Raw genomic sequence first — 23,360 nt, forward strand, 5'->3', positions numbered from 1 at the left:
TAACAACAAATGATTTGTATGTGGAGCGACTGTTCTTCTTAATTTGTAAAAATTAATATAGAATTTCCCAAAGATAATTAGTAAAATTTTTAGGTGTAAGAAATTTTTACAGCACGTACTTACAAAATTGACCAAAACAGATCTTAAGAGCTTTCAATGGAACTGACTATCAAACAAGCACTACAGCAAGGAATTGCAGCACATAAAGAAGGTAAGCTAGAAGATGCTGAACGCTTTTATCGTGCTATCTTGCAAACACAACCAGAACATCCTGATGCCAATCATAACTTGGGGGTAATAGCAGTATCAGTGAATAAAGCTGATGTGGCATTATCGTTATTTAAAACTGCTCTTGAAGCCAATCCAAAGATTGAACAGTTTTGGCTTAGCTACATTGATGCTCTTATTAAAGAGCAACAGTTTGAAGCAGCAAAGCAAGTCCTTGAGCAGGCAAAAAATCAAGGAATGGCGGAAGAAAAATTAAATGTCCTAGAAGGACATTTAGCCTTCATAAATGAAAAAGAAAAGATTGGCAATAAAAGCCCGTCTCAGGCACAACTCAATACTATGTTAGAACACTATCAGAACGGGCGATTTGATGACGCTGAAAAGTTAGCGATATCGACAACTCGAGAATTTCCCACATATCAGCTTGCCTGGACATTGCTGGGCGCAATATTGGGGCAATCTGGAAGGAATTCTGAAGCTGTAAATGCTTTCCAGACCGCAGTGGCACTACGTCCTCAAGATGCGGACGCACACAACAACTTAGGAGTCACTCTAAAAGAATTGGGTAGACTAGAAGACGCTGAAGCAAGCTATACACAAGCAATCGCGTTCAAACCTGACTTAGCCGAAGCACACAATAACTTGGGTAACACATATAGTGAACTGGGTAGATTAGAAGCCGCTGAAACAAGCTACAGCCAAGCGATACTGCTGCAGCCTGACTATGCCGAAGCCCACAGCAACTTAGGGAACACGCTACAAGAATTGGGCAGATTGGACGAGGCTGTAGCAAGCTATACGCAAGCAATCGCGTTCAAACCTGATTATGCCGAAGCACACAACAACTTGGGGAACACACTTAAAGAGCTGGGTAGATTAGAAGCGTCTGAAACAAGCTACAGTCAAGCCATACTCCTGCAGCCTGATTACTACGATGCATTGTATAATAGGTGGATATTATTATTCGAAAACAAACGATACGAAGCGGCACTAAAAAATGCCGACTTATGCACTTCCAAAAATGCTGGAGGACTTGATTTAATAACGCTGTATGCTTTAGGAAGAACAGAAGAGATTTATAAAAGAATTGAGATTCAATCTAAAATCAATAGTGACAATATAAGTATTGCAGCTTTCACCACATTTTTTGCAGCATCGGAGAAAAAACATAACGCATATAAATTTTGTTCTAACCCGATGGACTTTATGCATTTTTCTAATCTATCATCTAACCTCAAAGATTCTAATGCATATATAACAGAACTAGTTAAGGAGCTTGTTAAGGTAAAAACTATTTGGGAGCCTATGGGAAAATCTACTACCGGTGGTTTTCAAACAGTTGTTGCTAGGAATTTATTTAAAAGTCCGTCGGGGAAAATTGCACAACTTAAGTCAATTATTATTGATGAGCTAGATGCTTACTATTTAAAATTTAGAAATCAATCTTGCTCTTATATAAAAAAATGGCCTTCAAGAAATAATCTTTGGGGTTGGCATGTTGTTTTAAAGCAACAAGGATATCAGATCCCACATATTCATACTACCGGATGGTTAAGTGGAGTAATTTATTTAAAAGTTGTTCCATCGCTAGGAAAAGATGAAGGTGCCATTAAATTCAGTTTAAATGGCAAACATTACCACAACGTTAACTCCCCGAGCTTAATATTTCAACCAGAAGTAGGAGATATAGTTTTTTTCCCTTCGTCGCTCCATCACAAGACTATTCCTTTCTCAACAGATGCGGATAGAATTATTGTTTCGTTCGACTTAATTCCAGAAGCAGCCAAACACTAAATTGTGAGACTTACTTTAAAGGAACAAAGTTAAAACTCACAAGCCAAGTGAACTTTCCAAAACCGAACGAAATAGGCTCGCAAAAGCCTACGCACCCGCAGTGAAAAAGCAGCTGTAGAACGTATATTTGGCATGGAAATGACGTTTGAAAAAGGCAGGCAAACTCGAAACCCTAATCGAAGTAACGCACGATAAATGCCAAGTCCGCCTGTGAAAGTTGAAAATATGTAGATGGCTTTTGCCGTATACGAAGAGTTTAATCTTGCTGAAACTGCCAGTGTAAAGTTAAGCAACCATAAAGTGGTAAAGAAACTTGGCTTAATAGTACACAGTAAAGTGGATGAAAAGTTGGCTGATATGGCCAGTGAACGGCGCACAATATCAGTATTAGTGACACGTAAAAAGAAGACAGCAACTAGTGGCATGGCTAATGTTGTTAAGGGCATTTTTCCATAGCAAATAACAACAAATGATTTGTATGTGGAGCGACTGTTCTTCTTAATTTGTAAAAATTAATATAGAATTTCCCAAAGATAATTAGTAAAATTTTTAGGTGTAAGAAATTTTTACAGCACGTACTTACAAAATTGACCAAAACAGATCTTAAGAGCTTTCAATGGAACTGACTATCAAACAAGCACTACAGCAAGGAATTGCAGCACATAAAGAAGGTAAGCTAGAAGATGCTGAACGCTTTTATCGTGCTATCTTGCAAACACAACCAGAACATCCTGATGCCAATCATAACTTGGGGGTAATAGCAGTATCAGTGAATAAAGCTGATGTGGCATTATCGTTATTTAAAACTGCTCTTGAAGCCAATCCAAAGATTGAACAGTTTTGGCTTAGCTACATTGATGCTCTTATTAAAGAGCAACAGTTTGAAGCAGCAAAGCAAGTCCTTGAGCAGGCAAAAAAACAGGATGTAGCTCAAGAAAAATTAAATGCATTGGAAACTCAGCTCACCCTAAAAACTCAAGTAAACGAGCCTAAATTAGTTGTGCAAAAGAAAAACCTAACATTGTCGGAGAAGCGCAACAAGCTAGCTGAAAACAAAAATCAGAAGAAGGCAAAAAAACAAAACTTAAAAGCTATCAGTCCGTCTGAGGCAGAAATAAAAAGCCTCTTAGAGCATTATGAAAATGGGCGGTATGACGATGCTGATAAGTTAGCAAAATCTATTACTCAACAATTCCCCAGTCATCAATTCGCCTGGAAAGTTTTGGGTGCTTTACTCAAACAAACTGGAAGAATAAGTGAGTCATTAGTTGCCAATCAAAAATCTGTGCAATTAGTGCCACAAGACGCCGAAGCCCACTACAACTTGGGCACCACTCTACAAGAACTGGGCAGATTCGATGAAGCTGAAGCAAGCTACACGCAAGCAATAGTGTTGAAACCTGACTTTGCCACAGCCCATTATAACTTAGGTATCACTCTCAAAGAACTAGGCAGATTAAATGAGGCTGAAGTAAGCTATAAGCAGGCGACAGTGTTGAAACCTGACTATGCCCTAGCTCATAGCAACTTGGGTAACACGCTGCAAGAACTGGGTAGATTAGATGAGGCTGAAGCAAGCTACAGGCGAGCGATAGCGTTGAAACCTGACTATGCCCAAGCTTACAGCAACTTAGGTAACGTGCTCAAAGAACTGGGTAGATTAGATGAGGCTGAAGCAATCTACACGCGAGCGATAGCGTTGAACTCTGGCTATGCAGAAGCCCATAATAACTTGGGCAACACGCTCAAAGAGCTGGGCAGATTAGGTGAGGCTGCAGCAAGTCTCAAGCAAGCGATAGTACTGAAGCCTGACTACGCTGAAGCCCATAATCACTTAGGTACCGTGCTCCAAGAGCTGGGCAGATTTAATGAGGCTGAAGTAAGCTACACACAAGCAGTATCGTTGAAACCTGATTATGCAGCAGCCCACTACAACTTGGGCACCACTCTACAAGAACTGGGCAGATTAGATGAAGCCGAAGCAAGCTATGCACAAGTGATCGCGTTGCAGCCTGACTATGCTGAAGCCCACAACAGCCTTTTAATGTGTTTTTACCTACTGGATAAACAGTCACTTTTTTTTGATAAATTAGATTACTTGATCAATGAGGATACTCCCAACGCAACTATTGGCTCACTTACTTGCCGTTCCGCATTGAAATATGGGGTGGAAAAGCCGAATCTATTTTGCAGGGAACCACTACAATATGTTTCACATATTGACATGAATACTCAATATGATTTTGAAGAAATTTTTGTCGGAAAGGCAAGATTCATCCTCAATGAGGACAGGGTATCGAATCGAAAACAACCCCTCCTTGTTAACGGTTACCAAACTTCTGGAAATTTATTTGATATAAAGAATAGTTTCACAGAGCAAATTCAAAAAGCTATCCGATTAGAAATAGAGAAATATCGCAGTAACTTTAAAGATAGCAAAGATGGCTTGATAAAAAAATGGCCAACTGAGTACAGTCTTTACAGTTGGCTTATCAGCATGAAAAGTGGTGGTGAATTAAAGCCTCACATCCATAGTAACGGATGGCTCAGTGGGAGTTTGTACATCAATGTTCCTCCAAAATCAAAGGCTGAAAGTGGCAACTTAGTTGTTTCTTTAGGAGAAGAAATAGATGCAACTGATACTCGAATAAATGTGAAAGAAATAATAAATGTAGTTACCGGAAGCTTGGTTTTATTTCCTGCATCCCTAACACACTACACGATTCCATTTGAGGCAGAAGAAGAGCGCATTGTTTTAGCATTTGATGTTAAATCAAAATGATTGCTCCAAAGGATCCTTAGAGTGAAGGACATGATATGCAACAAAAGCCAAGCACTAAGCTACGTGACTTACTTAAATCCAAAAAAGCTAAAATCCGCAAGTTGAGTTAGCTCAAAAAATTGATGAGTGCGTTAAGTGACTTGAGTGATAGACTGAGTATACGTGTTAGAAAAACTACTCAACCAATAGCCAGTCTGGCAAAGGAAAAGGGTAAAGTGAAAAGCAATACTAGTAGTAATGCATCTCCTTCTATTCCTCTACTAACTATACCGAAACCTAATCTGCCGAGCAGGCGTATACCCCCTCCAAGTAATAACCCCAAAAATCTGTCAGCAAAGCAAAGCGCGTTAAATCCAATTAAACTTGAATCTCCAATTTAATCTTTTTTGAATTAACGCTTTGTATTTCTAAAGTGTTTTAAAATTACTCATTAATGCACGGTTTCAGTTGTGTATAATTATGAATGACACTTTGACTGACTGGCATAATCACACTCGGAAAAGATGTTAAATGACAGTGAGAGAATACTGCTAATTTTAGACGTCAAAAAATTTTCTATCCGACTCCTGTAAAAATCAGTACACTGAGTAAAATGGAAAATAAGTTGCAATAACTATGCAATAACAAGTTAAAACAGGTAGTTACAACATGTACGAAGCTTCGTGTAAGAGAATTTAATGGAACTAACGGTTGAACAAGCATTACAGCAAGGTGTTGCTGCACATCGAGAAGGTAAGCTACAAGAAGCTGAACGTCTTTATCGCGCTATCTTGCAATCTCAGCCTTTACATCCAGACGCTAACCATAATCTAGGCATATTAGCAGTCTCAGTTAATAAAGCTGATGCGGCACTGCCGTTATTTAAAACCGCTCTTGAGGCTAATCCAAAGATAGAACAGTTTTGGCTCAGTTACATTGATGCCCTAATCAAAGCTAACCAGTTTGATGATGCGAACGCAGTTCTTGAACAGGGTAAAAAGGTGGGATTGGTTCGGGATAAGGTTGATGCTGTCGAAACTCACATCACACCAACAACTGAGGTAAACGAGCCTAAACTAAATATGCAAAAGAAAAGTCTAATATTGTCGGAAAAGCGAAAAAAATTAGCCGAAAACAAAAACCAGAAGAAGGCAAAAAAACAAAACTTAAAAGCTATCAGTCCGTCTGAGGCAGAAATAAAAAGCCTCTTAGAGCATTATGAAAATGGGCGGTATGACGATGCTGATAAGTTAGCAAAATCTATTACTCAACAATTCCCCAGTCATCAATTCGCCTGGAAAGTTTTGGGTGCTTTACTCAAACAAACTGGAAGAATAAGTGAGTCATTAGTTGCCAATCAAAAATCTGTGCAATTAATGCCTCAAGACGCTGAAGCTCAAAGCAACTTGGGTAACACGCTCCAAGAACTGGGCAGATTGGAAGAGGCTGAAGCAAGCTGCAGGCAAGCGATAGCGTTGAAACCTGACTTAGCAGAAGCCCACAACAACTTGGGTATCACGCTCCAAGAACTAGGTAGATTAGATGAGGCTGAAGCAAGCTACACTCAGGCGATAGCGTTGAAACCTGACTCTTTCGTAGTCCACTACAACTTAGGTATCATTCTCCAAGAAATAGGTAGATTAGATGAGGCTGAAGCAAGCTATAAGAAAGTGGTCGCGTTGAAGTCTGACTATGCCGAAGCCCACAACAGCCTATTAATGTGTTTTTACCTACTGGATAAACAGTCACTTTTTTTTGATAAATTAGATTACTTGATCAACGAGGATACTTCCAACGCAACTATTGGCTCACTTACTTGCCGTTCCGCATTGAAATATGGGGTGGAAAAGCCCAATCTATTTTGCAGGGAACCACTACAATATGTTTCACATATTGACATGAATACTCAATATGATTTTGAAGAAATTTTTGTCGGAAAGGCAAGATTCATCCTCAATGAGGACAGGGTATCGAATCGAAAACAACCCCTCCTTGTTAACGGTTACCAAACTTCTGGAAATTTATTTGATATAAAGGATAGTTTCACAGAGCAAATTCAAAAAGCTATCCGATTAGAAATAGAGAAATATCGCAGTAACTTTAAAGATAGCAAAGATGGCTTGATAAAAAAATGGCCAACTGAGTACAGTCTTTACGGTTGGCTTATCAGTATGAAAAGTGGTGGTGAATTAAAGCCTCACATCCATAGTAACGCATGGCTCAGTGGGAGTTTGTACATCAATGTTCCTCCAAAATCAAAGGCTGAAAGTGGCAACTTAGTTGTTTCTTTAGGAGAAGAAATAGATGCAACTGATACTCGAATAAATGTGAAAGAAATAATAAATGTAGTTACCGGAAGCTTGGTTTTATTTCCTGCATCCCTAACACACTACACGATTCCATTTGAGGCAGAAGAAGAGCGCATTGTTTTAGCATTTGATGTTAAACCAAAATGATTGCTCCAAAGGATCCTTAGAGTGAAGGACATGATATGCAACAAAAGCCAAGCACTAAGCTACGTGACTTACTTAAATCCAAAAAAGCTAAAATCCGTAAGCTGAGTTAGCTTTCTAGAACTGAATAAAATAGACTTGCAATAGTTTACGCACATTAAGTAAAACAACTACAGTAGAACGCGGCAAAGCGTCCTACTTAGAAATTTAGACGAATCTCCAGTAAGGCAAAAACTATTTTTGAATTACGAAAAAACAATTCGATCATCACTATTTAGGCTTTCGAAAAAATGTGGCCTACCGAACCTACCATAAGCACTAGAATCATGGTTATATTTTGCTTCTATGAACTATTAATGATGAGAATATATAAGGGTGATAGTCTAGCCTAGACTCACTTTGATAGACGTTAATATCGACACTTACTAGGTCGGGAAATGTAATTTTCTCAAGACTATCCCAACGATATTTAAGGAAAACACAATGGTAATTGCCGCTAAACATGCCAGCTTGGATATGGATGAACTTAATTTCACTGTTACGAGCTGGTTGAGTGGCTCAACTACTGTTGCACCATATAGAACTGATGCAAGTCAAACAATTAGCGTTTTTGAATTTACCTGCGTTAGTTCGTTAAAGAACAGTTGCGCCTCACATTTTAGATGAAATGATTATGAAACTGACATTAGAAGAAGCCCTTCAAAAAGCTGTTAAAGTCCATAAAGCTGGGCAGATTCAAGAAGCAGACCGCCTTTATACAGCCATACTTAAGGCACAGCCAAAACACCCTGATGCTAATCATAATATGGGAGTATTGGCCGTTAGTGTTGGTAAGGCCCAAGAGGCACTGCCATTCCTTAAAACAGCCTTAGAAGCTAATCCCAGTATAGGTCAATACTGGCTAAGCTACATTGATACTATGATAAAACTAGATCGAATAGCTGATGCAAAAGCCGTGCTTGAGCAGGCTAAAGGCAAAGGAGCCAAAGGTGAGTCATTTGAAAAGCTAGAGCGACTAATCGCTGAAAACGGATTGAAAATTACTGCGCCAGATAAATTGAAAGTGGAGAGCCCAACAATAACTAGGCAAAAGCCACCCTCGAAACAGTTGCAGCCTATTGTTAAGCTCTACACTCAAGGGCAGTGGCAGCAAGCCTTGTATGAATCTAGCCAAATGCTGGAACAGTTTCCGAATTCAGCCCACCTTTGCAATATCGCTGGTGGTTCCAGTCTGAGTTTGATGCAAATTGATGCTGCCATAAAATGGTTTAAACAAGCTCTCAATCTTGAACCTAATTCATTTTCAACACATGTCAATTTAGGTATGGCCCTGAGGAGTAAGGGTGACCTAGAGGCTGCCATCATAAGCCTAAAGCAAGGTTTAAAGATCATGCCTAACTCTGCTGAGGCCAATAATAATATGGGTCTTGCCCTCAATGATAAGGGTGACCTAGAGGCCGCAATAGGTAGCTATAAAAAGGCTCTCAAGATCAATCCTTACCTTGATAAAGTCTATAACAATATGGGGAATGCCCTGAATAGTAAAGGTGATTTGGAGGCTGCGATAAAAAGCTACAAACAGGCCATCAAGATTAAGCCTGACTATGCTGAAGCATGGAGTAACCTGACATTTCCACTCCAAACGACGAAGTTACAGACTACTGACATAGAGGAACTCCTTTCAACGATTAATCCGAAGGCAGGTTCTAAGTATGCTCAGATTGCAAAATCTGTTTTGAGTTTTAGTCTTTACCAAGGGGGGGGGAATGCTGAAAGTGCTCTAAATGAAGTGTGCAGTCTCCTAAGTAAAGCTGACAATAAAGTCATCAGGAATCCAAAAGTAACGACGAAAGAATCCTTTCCTCAGATCATTGGACCTAATAAGACAGTGGCGCTAGTCCATTTTGGAAGGAGTGGCACAGGCTTGCTGCACAGCCTGATTGATGGTCATCCAGAGGTATCTACGATGCCTAGTATTTATTTCAGTGAGTTTTTTGATCATTCCACCTGGGATACGATAACTTCAGGTGGATGGAGCGAAATGGCAGATCGATTTATTGCAACCTACGAAGTTCTATTCGATGCCTCCGCTCAAAGTTCGATTCAAACAAAAAGTAAGCAGCACATTAATTATCTGGGACAAAAGGAAGGAATGGCAAATGTTGGAGATCAACGACACGAAGTGCTTAGGGTCGACAAAGCCGCATTTCGTGCGGAACTACAGTGCCTTATGGACCTAAACGATCATCTTGACGCTTATGTTTTTTTTAAATTAGTACACATGGCCTACGATAAGGCTCTGAAAGACCATAATCTTAAAAACTTAATGTTTTATCATATCCATAACCCAGATAACTTCGCAAAACTTAATTTTGTACAGTCAGCACCTCATGCTAATTGGGTCATGATGGTCCGTGAACCGATACAGGCTTGTGAATCTTGGGTTAGAAGTAGCTTTCATAACAATAAATATACTGACATTCCGACTAAAATTATCATAATGCTCTTTGAAATAGATAATATTATTTATCACAAACAAAGGTCTGTTGGAGTACGTCTTGAGGATTTAAAGGAATTTCCCAGAAAAACCATTCCTGCGTTGTGCGATTGGATGGGCATTGAAGAGACAGAAAGTCTTTATGAGATGACAGCACAGGGTAAAAAATGGTGGGGCGTCCCAGATAGCCCTGACTACTTAAAAGATGGAATGGAGCCGTTTGGAACTAGCGTTATTAGGCGCAAAGTAGGTTCAGTGTTTTCTGAGGACGACCAATTTATATTAAGGACCCTCTTCTACCCATTTAGTGTGCGTTTTGGTTATATTGAGGAGAATGTAAAACAGTTTAAAATAGACCTACAAGCGATAAGGCCGATGTTAAATAGGATGTTTGACTTTGAAATAACAATAATGGAACGCACACAATTAGACTCAGAGCAGTTTATGAAATCAGGCTCTTATTTATACCTTAGATCGGGTTTAATTGAACGCTGGAATGTACTGGCTGAATTCAATACGTATCCAAACATGATAAAACCACTAAAAATAAAGTTCCCACAAAATTAAGTGAATTACATCTTCAAGCATCCAATCTGTGAGAACTTTAAGTACAGCTCGTATTCCAACCACAACCAGCACACTCCATAATACTGAATACGCACCTATCCTTCAATGTAACTTTTAAGTGGTTTACGAATCGGATCACCTAATCATGCGCAGTGCGATACACAAGGCCATTTCAAAAGTGTAAACCACTTGCCAGTTACATGCTGAGTAGTGTTAACATCGGGCATATCGTTCTCCTAAATTATTGAGTTGATCGGCAATAATTTTCGTAGAGATGAACTGTTAAATAAAGCTACGCCGAAGGTACTACGGTCCTGAATTCATAAGTCATGAGCTTATTGACTGGGCCATAAAAGAGCAGATTACATTGCTTTATATTCAGCCTGGAAAACCAACAAAAAATGCCTATGTTGAGCGATTTAATCGAACGGCACGGCACGAGCTGCTTGAACTAAATTTGTTTTGAAGACATTGAACATGCACAATTATTGGCAACGCTGTAGCAATGGACCTATAATAATACTCGTCCACACTCAGCGATCGACGGGGGTTCCGCCTCGACAGCTGCTATAACTGAGAATCTCCCTAGTTTTGCTTGATGTTAAAAATGGGGGGATTACAAACCTTCACTGCATTTTTCCATAGCAAATAACATCATATGATTTGTATGCGTAGCGACTGCCCTTCTTAATTTCTAAAAAATAATATAAAGTCTCTCACAGATAATTAATAAAATCTTTAAGTGTAGGAGATTTTTACATCACCCGCTTACAAAATTTACCAAAACAGATATTAAGAGCTTTAAATGGAACTGACTATCGAACAAGCACTGCAGCAAGGTGTTGCAGCACATAAAGAGGGCAAGCTTCAAGATGCGGAACGTTTATATCGAGCTATCTTGCAATCTCAGCCTTTGCATCCAGACGCAAACCATAACCTCGGCGTATTAGCAGTATCAGTTAACAAAGCTGACTCGGCACTACCGTTATTTAAAACTGCTCTCGAAAGCAATCCAAAGATAGAACAGTATTGGCTGAGCTACATTGATGCGCTTATCAAAGAAAACCAACTGGAAGTAGCTAAGGCAGTTCTTGAACAGGGCAGAAAGGTGGGATTGGCTGGGGATAAGGTTGATGCTTTAAAAGGGCAATTAAGCGTATCCGTTGTTAGTATAGAGTCTAGTTCTGATGAACTCGCGCCTGCAATCAAATTTCGTGAAGCTGGTAAATTTCAAGAAGCACAAGAATGGCTGCAAAAATTAATAGAAAGCCAACCCAACCACGCAGAAGCGTTTTCATTACTGTGTCATGTGCTCCTGCTCGATAAAAAAGATGTTGAGGCGGAACGAGCACTTTTAACAGCGGCATCAATTAATTCAGAATTAGCATCTATCTATCGTAATCAGGCAAGATTATTACTAAAGCAATCTAATCCCGAAGGAGCTTTGAAAAAGGCGAAAATTGGATATAACTGTTCGGAGAATAATCCAGAAAGTTGGCTCGTCTTGGCTGCTTGTCTCAATGCTAACCAGAGAAGTCAGGAAGCTCTGGATTTAACTGAAAAGGTTTTAATATCTAATCCAAATCATGCTGAGGCGCATGCAACAAGGGCGCTCATCCGATTGCATTCTAACGACATTATTGGGGCTATTGCTGATGCAGGTATGGCCGTCACACTTAAACCTCACTTAACTCAGATTTGGAGATTACTAGGCTCACTGCACTACGAAAATAAAAATCTTTCTGGGGCAATAGAGGCAAGTGAAAAAGTACATGAGCTTGAGCCAACTGATGTTAATTGTATGGTTAGTTTAGGGGAATTTCTTAGACAGGGTAAAAGGGTTTTTGAAGCGATAACAATCCTTGAGAAGGCTGCTGAAATAGCGCCGGAAGATATTAATGTGTGGATAAATCTTGGAACAGCTTTTCAACAGGATGAACAGATTGATAAAGCAAAAAAGGCATATGAAAAAGCATCAGTTATCAATCCTAAGTCAGCTGAAATTTCAAACAACCTTGGCTCTATAGCAAAAAATACTGGAGACTGGATGTCTGCTTTGCAGCATTTTGAGAATGCATTAGAAATTAGTCCAAACATTGCCGAAGCTCACAGCAACTTGGGTATCTCGCTTCAAGAACTGGGCAGATTTGATGAGGCTGAAGCAAGCTTGAGGCAAGCGATAACGTTAAAGCCTGATTCTGCCGAAGCCCACTACAACTTGGGTAACACTCTTAAAGAATTGGGCAGATTAGAAGAGGCTGAAGCAGGCTATAAGCTAGTAATAGCGTTGAAACCTGATTTTGCTGAACCCCACAACAACCTGGGTGTCATACTTAAAGAACGGGGCAGGCTAGATGAGGCAGAAGAAAGCTTCAGGCAAGCACTCATATTGAAACCCGACTTCGCAGAAGCCTATGATCATTTGGGAAATTTACTGCAAATTCTTGGTAAATTTGAAGATGCTGAGATGTGCTACAAAAAATACATATCACTTGCGCCATTTGAAATATCAGTCACGAAGAGTATGGCTTCTATGTTTTTCGATCAAGGCGAATTTCAAAAAGCCTTAAGTTTGTTTGATAGTTACAATACGCCAATTTCCAGAAGTCTCGCTCTTGAATGCTTATATGCTATAGGAAACACTAAAGAGATTTATAAGAGAATTGAGGATACGGTGGAATTAGATGGTGGGAATTTAAGGGTTGCTGCTTTTGCTTCATTTATAGGCGAATCTCAACAAAAAGATACGGCACATAGGTTTTGCAGAAAACCACTAGAGTTTTTACACTTCTCTAATCTTTCGTCTAAGATGGAAAATTCAAATTCGTTCATAAAAAACCTTATCGAAGATTTGAAAAATATTCAAACAGTATGGCAGCCACCTAAGCAATCTGGTCGTGGAGGATTTCAAACTGTTGGTAACTTATTTAGATATCCAAATTCCAATATTGTGACACTAAAAGAGATTATTTTAAACGAGATAGACGCTTACTTTGAAAAATTTAAAAACGAGTCCTGTTCATTTATCGAAAAATGGCCTGCTGAAAAGAATATAATGGGGTGGCACATGATGCTGAAAGAACAGGGCTATCACAACCTTCATATCCATCAAGCTGGTTGGTTAAGTGGTGTCATTTATTTGAAAGTCGTTCCATCACTGAATAAAAATGAGGGTGCTATTATATTTAATGTGGCGGGCTCAAATAGATCGGATCCAAATTCCCCAAAAATAATTCATAACCCTGAGGTAGGCGATATGATTCTTTTCCCATCCTCCCTCTATCATGGAACTATCCCTTTCTCTACAGATAGAGATAGAATTGTTGTTTCTTTTGATTTAAAGCCGAGCCAAACAATGTGTTAAACCTAGAAAATGAGATTGCTGGATATAGTCATGATTAGCAAAGTGCTGATAACCAGAATTTAAGCACTAAGTTACGACACTTGCTTAAAAAAAGGTAAAACCCATAAGCTAAGCGAACTTTCCAAAACTTAACAAAGTGGATCGATTATACCTAGTTGCAGGGCTTGTATATCTTATATATTTATTTGCTCAGGCAGCAGTCCTTAGGCCAAGTCTAAAGCTAAGAAGACTTAAAGGAGTTTTTCAGTGTGGCTGAGGATTAACCTTTGATATGTTTGGTTTTTCTGTTCTGGATTCACATGGCTAGTCGCGGGTGTATTTCTTTACTTCTATTTGTCCCTCTGTGCCAATATTTTCTTTGTGTTCTATGGCCTTATAACCTCTATTTTGAACGCTTTTTTAGGTTCACTCTTACAGGTTAAACTTATCTATAACTGCCCTTAAACGAGAGTTGAGAGTTTGTAAGCTACGGTTATTACTGATTTTGCGTGTATGTTAGATGCTCAAAATATTTAATTTATTGAGTAGCCGCTCGATCTAGCTATAGCTGATGTTCGGCGGATTATCCTAAAACCAGCCTAACCTTAAGTTTTTGTAGCCTCACTCATTTAGAAAGTTCTAATGTGTTCTCTTTGTTGCACCATTAAAGCAGAACTAAGTTGCAAATAATAAATTCGCTTAGGTGGTTCAGAATTTAATTGGCAGTAGCGTATATTAGACTCATTGTTGTTTATTCCGTAAACTTGGCACTAACAGGGAGGCTTCGTCGTAACATTTTATTAGACCATAAACATGGTGACTATTGGCTTCGCTTCCCACATTAAACTTATTGGTATATAAATTGCATAACTATGGTCTAGGGCGGCTAAATATTGCCGCAATTAAGGTTATAGGGATTCAATTTGTGTAAGCGACAACTGATTACGTACAAACCCTAGGTGTGGGTTGTGTACCAAATGCCAAAACATTGGTGCATGCATTAGTGATCTCTGATAAGCCTAACTTGAGCGCTTAATTGGTCGTCACTGTGCTGAAATAACGTGTATTGATACTATGTTAGTCCCATAAAGTTGATGAACTTGTATACGCATATGAACACTGAAGGATAATTTTTAATGGCTGCAGCCTTAACAACAGCACAAATAGTGCAAAAAATGTACATTAGCTTCTACGGTCGTGGAGCGGACGTTGATGGTCTAGCCTATTGGGTAGCTAGGTTGGGAGACGATACTGACACAACTGCTATTCGTGAATCATTTTCTACTTCGACAGAAGCTGTCGCTTTGTTTGGAGGGAAAACGGACACTGCAACAGTAACCGCAATTTACTTGCAAACGTTTGGTCGCAATCCTGACGATTCTGGATTGAAGTTCTACAAAGATGCCTTAACTGCAAACACTATGACCAAGGCTGAAATTGCTGCAAACATCCTGGATGGAGCTACAGGTGATGATGCTTCAATAGTGGCAAATAAATTAGCAGTTGCTGAATTATTTACCGCGGCACTGGATACTGCAGCAAAAAAGGAGGCCTACGTAGGTAATGTGGCAGCTAATGCAGTTCGAGAAAACTTTGCCACAGTGGGCGTACAGACTGTTCCAGCATTATTTGATGTCGCTACAACTATTACAAGTATGGTTAGCGCTGCTGTTGCTGCTGTTGCTGCTTTTGAAGCGGCAGCAGTGGTTCATGCTGCAGCTATTACTGTTTATGATGCTGCTATTGTTGTTGCTGCTGCTTCTAAAGTAGCTGCTGCGACAGCTGCAACTACTGTAACGACTATTGCACTTTCAACGGCTTCTCAAACTGCGGCTGTGGCCGCTGTAAACGATGCTACTGCAGTTACAACTGCTGCAACGGCAGTAACTGTTGCAGCTGCAGCGTTAACAGCTGCGTCTGCCGCAACACCATCGAGCACTCTAGATGATACAACTGCTGCGACTGCTGTTAGTGCTGCTTCAGCTGCCGCAGCTGCTGCTGTAGCAGCGGAAGCTGAGGCTTCTGGTTCAAAAACCACTGCAGATGCTGCTCTGGTTGCTGCAACGGCAGCTGATGCTGCTGCTATTCTTACATTTGATGCAGCAGAAGTTATTCACGCTGCTGCTATTGTTACTTATGATGCTGCTGTTGTTACTGCCGCTGCGTCAGTTACAGCCGCAGCGACTGCTGCTGGGAATGTAATTAGTGTTACAAATGCAACTGCATCAGTAACGGCAGCTGCAACTGCGGTCAGTAATGCAGCTGCCGTTACTGCTGCTGCAAGTGCTATCACTACTGCTGCTGCTGCGCTAACCACTACATCTGCAGCGACAACACAAAACACTGTTGATAATGTAACTGCTGCAACTGCAGTAGCAGCAGCAGCAACTACGGCTACTGCCGCTGCTACTGCCGCTACTGCCGCTGCTACTGTCAAAACGACTGCAGATGCAGCTTTGGTTACTGCTTTAGCAACAGCTAAAACTTTTTCGATGACTACTGGTGCGGACACATTTGCTGGTGGAATTGGTGACGATACCTTTACTGCAAACATATTGACGTTGGGCACGAGTGATACCGCCACAGATGCAACGACGACAGACAACGACATAATTAATATAACTTCAAATACTGGAATAACGGAAGTTCAAACGGTTACGATTACGTACGTAAGTGGTTCATCAACTGACGTTGTAACGATTAATGGTCACGCTGTTTCCTTTGTTACTGGTGCAAATCAAGATGCTTCGACGGCAGCCCTTACTGCTGCGGTTGATGCCCATTCAAGTCTGGCAAATAGGGTTGATGCAGTCGATACTGGAGGTGGTGTTGTTACGTTGAATTGGTTAATTGATGGTAACCAGGTCGACTCTGTTGACACGACTTCGTCCAACAATACAAATACTGTTGCAACTGTCACTGAAGGTAATGCTTCAGTTGAGCGTGGCACGACCCTCACTAATATAGAGAATCTTAATCTAAAGTCTTTAGGTGATACGACTGTAGATATGACTAATATTACCGGTGTAAAGTCTTTTGCTACTACTAATTCAACTGGCGCTATAGTGGTAGACAATGCCTCTAGTGCGACAATGGCCCTAGGCTTTTCTGGTCAATTTAACAATACAATGACTGTTAACTATGCCTCAGGGTTAACCGGATCAGATGATAATATTTTAATGAATGTTACATCTGCTAAGAATGTGGCTGTTGATGTAGACACGGGTTTTGAAAGGGCAACACTTACGTTAAATGGCACGGCTAACACTGTAACAAGTATCACAACACCTAAATCTGGTGGAATGTCGCTTACCATTTCTGGAAGTAGTGAAGCAACATTTGCTGCCAACGCCTTTGTTAGTTCCTCTGCCTATACTATTATCAACCCTGCAGCACTGAAGTTTGGTGCAATTGATACTCTGGATGTTAAAACCTTTACAGCCACTGCAAACACAGGTGGAATTACAGGGTCTTCTGCCTTGGTATCACCAAACATCTACTCAACTGATGAAATTGACGGTGCTACAACTGGACTGACTATGTTTTTAGGGTCGGGTAATGACAACGTATTAATTAATGAGACAGCAATATCTACAAAAACTAATACCATTATGCTTGGTGGTGGTAACGATGTTATTGATTTAGACAACGGCGGCCTTGGAGCGATATACTTATTTGGTGAGGCCGGTGATGACAATATCCGTGTTAAAACAACAGCTTTAGAAACGACGGACACGATATCTGGTGGAGATGGAACGGACACCCTCACTTTAACGGGTGACCTAGTACATAACTTAGTTTTAGTCGGTGTTGAAAATATTAACTTAGATGCAACAGTTGGTGCAAAAACAACGGTTTCAAGTTCGGATAGAGCGGTTGTATTTACAACAAGTGCAATTGCAAATGACTCAGTTGATTTGGCAGGTTTGGTTACAGGTTCTAGTGTTGTGGTGAATGCGAATTCGAGTACCACAGCAGCTGCTGCAGAAGTTGATGCGATTGACGTTGCATTTACTGCAGCAGAGGGTACATCAACAATTGACGTGAACACTGCCCAGGATGGAAATATTGTAACTACCAATATCACTGCACTTACACTCGACTTTGCTGAAATAGTGGGCAGCACAGCTCAAAGTGACATCAATGTTACTGCTGGAACTTCGTTAACAATCAATGCAGTTAAAGACATCACCTTTGATGATATCTTGGCTGGTTCTGATTTACTAACAAGTGTTACAGTCGTTGCTTCAGATAAAGTCACTATCGATGACGTGCTCAATGAAGCTGTATTAGCAACAGTGTCAATTACAGCAACTGATGATATTTCTTTGGGTAAAATTACAGACGCTGATAAGTTAACTTCGATTACTTTAACGAGTGCTGCTGGGTCAGTAGTTGTCGATGAGATTGGTGACAATGCTGGAGTTTCTACTGATTCAGATAACCTTGCAACCGTATTATTAAGTGGTGGTACTACTGTTACTGCGGGTATTATTGAGGCTGATATTATTGGTAATGTCACAATGACCGCCACCAGTGGCCTTCTAACAGTAACAGAAATTACATCGGCAGCGGCAATGGGTGCTGTTGCGTTAACGGCAACTGCCGGTGGTGTGAAAATTGATACTGGAGATATCGTAGCTGCTGATACTACTGGTATTACCGCAAATATTACAGCCAGCACCTTTATTAACGTGACCGGAGCAAGTGGTGGCGCAAAGGCTGACGTAACAAATAGTAAGGGTGATATCGCTTCAACCTTGTCTGGTGATGCGGCAGCGACCATTGATTACAGTGCTGGAACAGTTAATACTGCTGCAAGGTCAGGTTCCGTTGCACTTATTGCATCAAACACGGGCGGCATAGTAACAACTGTGACCAACAACGAGCTTGTTGGTGGCGGCGCTTCTGTGGTTACTTTAAGTGCATCAAGTTCTTCCATCGTTAACTCAGTGACTTTATTAGGCTATAGTTCAACTACTAACGTCACGGGTTCAATCGGTGCTGATACAATAGTAAATAGTGACGGTGGTGACATTTTAGCTACTGACTCTACTAACTCAAATGACACGTATTCATTAGGTAATGGAACTGATACATTATCGTATGCAGGTAATACTCACGGTGCTGCTTCTGGTACATCAAGCGCAGGAGCTACCACCAATGGTTACGCGATGAACTTTTCTTCATCGTCAATTTCTTTTGATAACAACGCTGTTTCAAGTGCCACTAACATAACGACACTGGCTGCTGGTAAAGTGGCTCAGTATGATTCAACTGCCGTTTCCAGTGCGTCTGCGACAGCGGGCAACATTGTTGCTGGTGGTGAAACAGACACCGTATCAGGTGTCGAAACGGCTATTGGTTCAGGGTTGAATGATTATATTGCCGCTGCAAGTGCGGGCATGACCATTACTGGCGGTCTTGGTGCAGATAAAATTATCGGTGGTGCTGGTACAGATACAATCATAATTGGAGCTGGTGACTCTGACTTTGGCACCATCTCAAGTCCGTTAGTTGCCGTGAGTGTGCTGGCAGATATTATTACACTTGCTGCCGGAGACATTTTAGACTTGACTGGAGCTCTTGCTACACAGGCTGATTACGACACCCTTACAGAGGTTGCCGCTGGCGGTACAATTACAACAAACCTAACGACCAATGAAGTAGGTCAGTTTGTTGGTGTGTATGATCCAGCAACTGGAAACTTTACATCTAGTTCTACCATGGCTTCTGGGACAGGATCAAGCACTGACGTTGATGCATTGCTCTATACATATGCAGTAGCTGATGGTACTGACACAACTGCAACTGAAGGCCTAATTATTATTGGTCTTGGCGCACAAGTAGATTCTGCAATCTTAAATGGTGTCATCACATTTGCCTAATCCAACCAAAATAAAGTAGGTGCCTGGCCGAAACCCTCAATACATAGGACTTACATGAAGCGCTTTTTCAACACAAATCCCTTCTGGCCAGCTTTAACCAAAGCCAGTGGAAGGTGCTCGGGGCGTGAAGCTGAGGCGTTGGTCGAGTTAGTCTATCCCTTGTTACTAAAGCGGAGTGCTGATCCGCAGGGGTTAGTTGATTACAGTCTTAGGCTTCAACGAGATGAGCTTACGCCCCTTAGCTTTATGCAAGAGCTGATGAACAGTGACGAATACCAGCAAGCTCAGGGTGAGTATGACCATTTAGCTGATGCCAGTGTGCACACCTATTTTAGCGACGAGGTGCTGACTTTATCGGCTCAGCTTGAGGCCTGCCAACAGGTGAGTAGAGAAGATTATGAGACCGCCTGGAGTGCGGTATTTAACTCAGATCGTGCATTAATTATTGGTCAAAAAGAATATGGCAGGCAACACAAGCAGCGCTTCTGGGAGCTGGTGAATGCTATGGGTCTGTTGCTTCAGGGTATGCCTCAGCCGCAGGTATTGGAATTTGGAGTGTCAGAGTTTTCTGGGCTGTATGGCAAGTTATTTCCACACGTACAGTTTAATACCTCAGACCGCCCCACAGCAGATGATTACATTGGTTTTACCGAAGCTGTTTGCAAGCAGCTGGTTGGAGGAGACCACCTGCCTCTGGATTTAACCGACACCCAAACGTTGGGTTTTTTTGCACAGAAGCAAAAAGGCAGGTTTGACCTTATTTTATTAACGGAAGTGCTTGAGCATTTATGTATTCATCCAGTTGATATTCTACGACCTTTGATCCAAGCCCTATCAAGCCAAGGCCTAATGTACCTGACTACACCTAACTTTTTTTCCCTAGAAAAGCGACAGCTTATGCAACGCTGGCAAAACCCTCAGGAGGTATATCCTGCAGCGGATGGAAATTGGGATGGTCACCACCACCACCGAGAATACTGTTTAACCGAAATGCTACCTTTTATTGAGCAGGCAGGGGGTAGTCTTAAAGGTTTCTACTATTCGGGTTGTTGGGAACCGCAACCCTACAATAACCCCAATGACCGTGCCAATATGGTGTTTGTCATTGGCGCTAATATTTAACTCTCGATTGGTAAACCTAACCTAATAGGGTGTCTAAGCTTTCTATTGATTGTTTCATTTGAAGGTTATCGATATAGCTTTTAGCTAATTGTTTTTCGATTGCCTGGTAGTCGGTGCTGTTAACTTGTTCTGCCACTTGATCGATAGGTTGTTTAAGTTGTGTTGAGTTAAGCTGAGCAGACATCGCTACGGCCGCATCATAAAAGTTACGAGTAGGGGTCGATGCTTCAGAAGTAGTGGCTTGTGGCATGCCTGTTAAAGTAGTAGCAAGGGGTATCTTTTTGTTATCTAAGCTGTTGGGCGGCGCGATACCCACTTTGGCTCGCTGTGCCAATATATCAGTGGCTTGAGGCATGCCTGTTAAAGTAGTTGTAAGTGGTATCTTTTTGGTATCTAAGCCGTTGGGTGCAATACCCACTTTGGCTCGTTGTGCCAATACATCATTGCCACCTTTAAGGAAGTTGAGGTTGCCACTAACGGTGTCACTAGTGTTGCCATAGCGTAAAATAGCCTCTACAGAGGGCATTCCAGTGTGGTAACCTGCTTTGTTTAGCATGTCCGTGGCGGCAAAACTTTGCCCCTCCCCTAAACCTAATGCAGCAATGACTTGGTTATACTCATTTGTTGGAACCCCAGTGATTTGTGAACGTTGGTGTACCTCGTAAAAAGCTTTGATAGCTTTTTCATGAGGGCTCTCATCGCTTTTACTGACTTCACCCAGTGAGCCTAAAAAGCTTACCTGTTGGGCTTTTTCGCTATTAAGGCTATTGGTGCCATTAATGCCGCTAATTCGGCTCATGTCAAAAGTTGAATTAATGTCCATAAGTGTTCTCCTGCTTAATTAATTATTACTGAGATTCTTAGATTACAGTCTACGAAGCAGGAACTGTGCCAAGTATTTGGTTGTGTCAAAGATGTGAGTTTATTATCCTTTAGAACCAAAGGATTACTGCCTCAATCCTCACTCACTCACTTTGCTATATCCTCTCTAATTAATTGCCTTACTTTTTTTGATGCAGTTACCTCTTTTTCGCTACACAGTTACTCAGAGAGTTGCTTCAGACTTATGTGTCGTAATTTTTGGGTTTTATCGCAAGCTATTTCCTCACATACAGTGCCATACCTTAGACAGGCTCCATTGAATGATTATATTGATTTTACCGAAACAGTGTTCAAACAGATTGTTGGGGAAGAATGAGCAATTAGTATGTCGCTTTATTGGGAATGATGTCTGGCAGGCCTTTTTGAGTTGAGAGTTGCTCTGCATGTTATTTTTGTTGTGGTCGTTGAATTACATATCCACCTATGTATTCCCCAACCCTAGCACTTGGTTGCGTTATCAAAATATACTCACAGCATGGTGCAATACAAGAAAGAGTGCTGGTATGCGAACTTTTCGGCTGCATGACTAACGCCATAGATTTGCGTCCAGACTAATTAACGAGGGCTGCTTTCTTTACGAGGTGCAAAAGCTATCTGACCATACTTGCTTAACGATGACAAAGCGTTGTGCCCACTTGGCTAAAAATACACTTAGAAAAGTAGCTTGTGTGACTGGCGATGAAATGATAGTGGAGAGCAGTGAATAATTCCAGTTACATCTATTTAGGTTAGAGGTTACTCTTAGATGCACTAATAACGTGACACGTATCATATTATTAAGGGGCTTTAAGCAGTAGTTTATTCCAGATAGTAAATCAGTAGTGTTTTCCTTAGTCGCCAGTATATAAAGTAGGGCTAGATTACTCTAAAATAACCAAAACAGTTAAGTTAATAAAGAGCCTTATTATGCCTAATATTCAGATTGATGGAAAATTATACGACACAGACACTCTCCCACAAGAAGTTAAAGGACATTTAGCTGCGATGCAACAGTGTGACCAAAAAATTAACAGTTGGAATATGGATATTGCTATAGCTCAGACTGCAAGGACTGCTTATGCGGCTGAACTAAACCTTCTATTAGAGCAGGTTGCGGTAGTTGGTGCTGAAAAAGTTGAAGTGGTAGAAGCAGAAGAAGTTGATGAAGTTGACGAAGTTGAAATTTTATCGGCAGAAGAAGTTGAGGTTTTAGAGGCTGAAGAAATTGAAGCTAACAGATAAAACGCTGCCGTTGGAGCTTACTCGGATTACTACTATTTATGTGGACACAGAGGATAGGATGGGATTGGTTGGCGAAGACGAAATTGGAGAACATCAAAAGCTTTGGTTGACGCAGCGTTTGTTGAACCATTTAGTGGAAAAGCTTCTGGACTGGTTACCTCAAACTCATGATGGAATACAAGAAATCGCCCAGCAAGTTGCTCAAGCTAAGCACGAGCCGGAACACCCTGTCATTGCCAGTTCTGAATGTTTGAACTGGCTAGTTCATGAGATCACCATAGAGTCTTCTAAGGGTGTGATGGGTTTGCTGTTTAAGTCTGATAGATGTGAATATGTCGCCGTAGTGCGGTTTAATGAAATTAGTTTGCGCCAGTGGCTAGATATTCTGTTCAGGCAGTATCAATATGCAGGATGGATAAGTGTAGATTGGCCAAGCTGGTTTGTGCCTGCGATTGAGTTAGATTTGCCTGAAGGGGTTGCAGTGCATTAGTTAAAAATTGAGCGACTTCTGTAACGGTGTGTGGCATGAAAAGCCCCTTAGCTGGATATGAGGGTTTTTTGAAAGCTCCCCTGATAGCGAGGCCTTGTTGGTAAGAGCACTCAT

At 41.0% G+C, this 23,360-nt stretch carries 11 protein-coding genes and 1 pseudogene; 11 read left to right on the forward strand and 1 reads right to left on the reverse strand.

Annotated features, from left to right (window positions below):
- The first annotated feature begins 156 nt into the window (after positions 1-156).
- The 9 genes and pseudogenes from ABXT59_RS02500 (at position 157) to ABXT59_RS02540 (ending at position 20,653) form a co-directional block, all read left to right on the forward strand.
- Positions 157-2,022 (forward strand): tetratricopeptide repeat protein, encoded by a 1,866-nt coding sequence (locus ABXT59_RS02500; protein ID WP_443637482.1) that lies wholly within the window; start codon positions 157-159, stop codon positions 2,020-2,022.
- Positions 2,023-2,253: 231 nt separating this feature from the next.
- Positions 2,254-2,478: a hypothetical protein gene (locus tag ABXT59_RS02505; protein ID WP_443637481.1), complete on the forward strand. Its 225-nt coding sequence runs from the start codon at positions 2,254-2,256 to the stop codon at positions 2,476-2,478.
- 160 nt (positions 2,479-2,638) lie between these two features.
- Positions 2,639-4,804, forward strand: coding sequence for a tetratricopeptide repeat protein (locus ABXT59_RS02510; RefSeq protein WP_443637484.1), 2,166 nt, complete (start codon positions 2,639-2,641; stop codon positions 4,802-4,804).
- A 677-nt stretch (positions 4,805-5,481) separates the two neighbouring features.
- A complete protein-coding gene (locus ABXT59_RS02515; RefSeq protein WP_443637485.1) occupies positions 5,482-7,239 on the forward strand; it encodes a tetratricopeptide repeat protein in 1,758 nt (585 codons plus the stop codon).
- A 670-nt stretch (positions 7,240-7,909) separates the two neighbouring features.
- Positions 7,910-10,300: a tetratricopeptide repeat protein gene (locus ABXT59_RS02520; RefSeq protein WP_443637486.1), complete on the forward strand. Its 2,391-nt coding sequence runs from the start codon at positions 7,910-7,912 to the stop codon at positions 10,298-10,300.
- Between the two features lie 310 nt (positions 10,301-10,610).
- Positions 10,611-10,800: pseudogene (locus tag ABXT59_RS02525) on the forward strand (integrase core domain-containing protein); the annotation flags it as partial.
- A 305-nt stretch (positions 10,801-11,105) separates the two neighbouring features.
- Positions 11,106-13,664 carry a tetratricopeptide repeat protein gene (locus ABXT59_RS02530; RefSeq protein WP_443637488.1) on the forward strand — a complete coding sequence of 853 codons (2,559 nt, stop codon included), beginning with the start codon at positions 11,106-11,108 and terminating at the stop codon, positions 13,662-13,664.
- A 1,115-nt stretch (positions 13,665-14,779) separates the two neighbouring features.
- Positions 14,780-19,531: a DUF4214 domain-containing protein gene (locus ABXT59_RS02535; RefSeq protein WP_443637489.1), complete on the forward strand. Its 4,752-nt coding sequence runs from the start codon at positions 14,780-14,782 to the stop codon at positions 19,529-19,531.
- A gap of 54 nt (positions 19,532-19,585) precedes the next feature.
- Positions 19,586-20,653 carry a class I SAM-dependent methyltransferase gene (locus tag ABXT59_RS02540; RefSeq protein ID WP_443637490.1) on the forward strand — a complete coding sequence of 356 codons (1,068 nt, stop codon included), beginning with the start codon at positions 19,586-19,588 and terminating at the stop codon, positions 20,651-20,653.
- A 16-nt stretch (positions 20,654-20,669) separates the two neighbouring features.
- Here the strand turns inward: ABXT59_RS02540 and ABXT59_RS02545 are convergent, their stop codons facing one another.
- Positions 20,670-21,476 (reverse strand): hypothetical protein, encoded by an 807-nt coding sequence (locus tag ABXT59_RS02545; RefSeq protein WP_443637492.1) that lies wholly within the window; start codon positions 21,474-21,476, stop codon positions 20,670-20,672.
- Between the two features lie 965 nt (positions 21,477-22,441).
- On the opposite strand from ABXT59_RS02545, the gene ABXT59_RS02550 reads away from it, so the two are divergent.
- Both ABXT59_RS02550 and ABXT59_RS02555 read left to right on the forward strand, forming a co-directional pair.
- Positions 22,442-22,756, forward strand: a complete 315-nt coding sequence (locus ABXT59_RS02550; RefSeq protein ID WP_443637493.1) for a DUF6447 family protein — start codon at positions 22,442-22,444, stop codon at positions 22,754-22,756.
- Positions 22,740-23,246, forward strand: a complete 507-nt coding sequence (locus ABXT59_RS02555; RefSeq protein ID WP_443637495.1) for a hypothetical protein — start codon at positions 22,740-22,742, stop codon at positions 23,244-23,246. The genes ABXT59_RS02550 and ABXT59_RS02555 overlap by 17 nt, the downstream gene beginning before the upstream one ends.
- Positions 23,247-23,360 lie beyond the last annotated feature (114 nt).

It is taken from the genome of Candidatus Njordibacter sp. Uisw_058 (assembly GCF_047730065.1).
Lineage (GTDB): Bacteria > Pseudomonadota > Gammaproteobacteria > Pseudomonadales > Balneatricaceae > Njordibacter.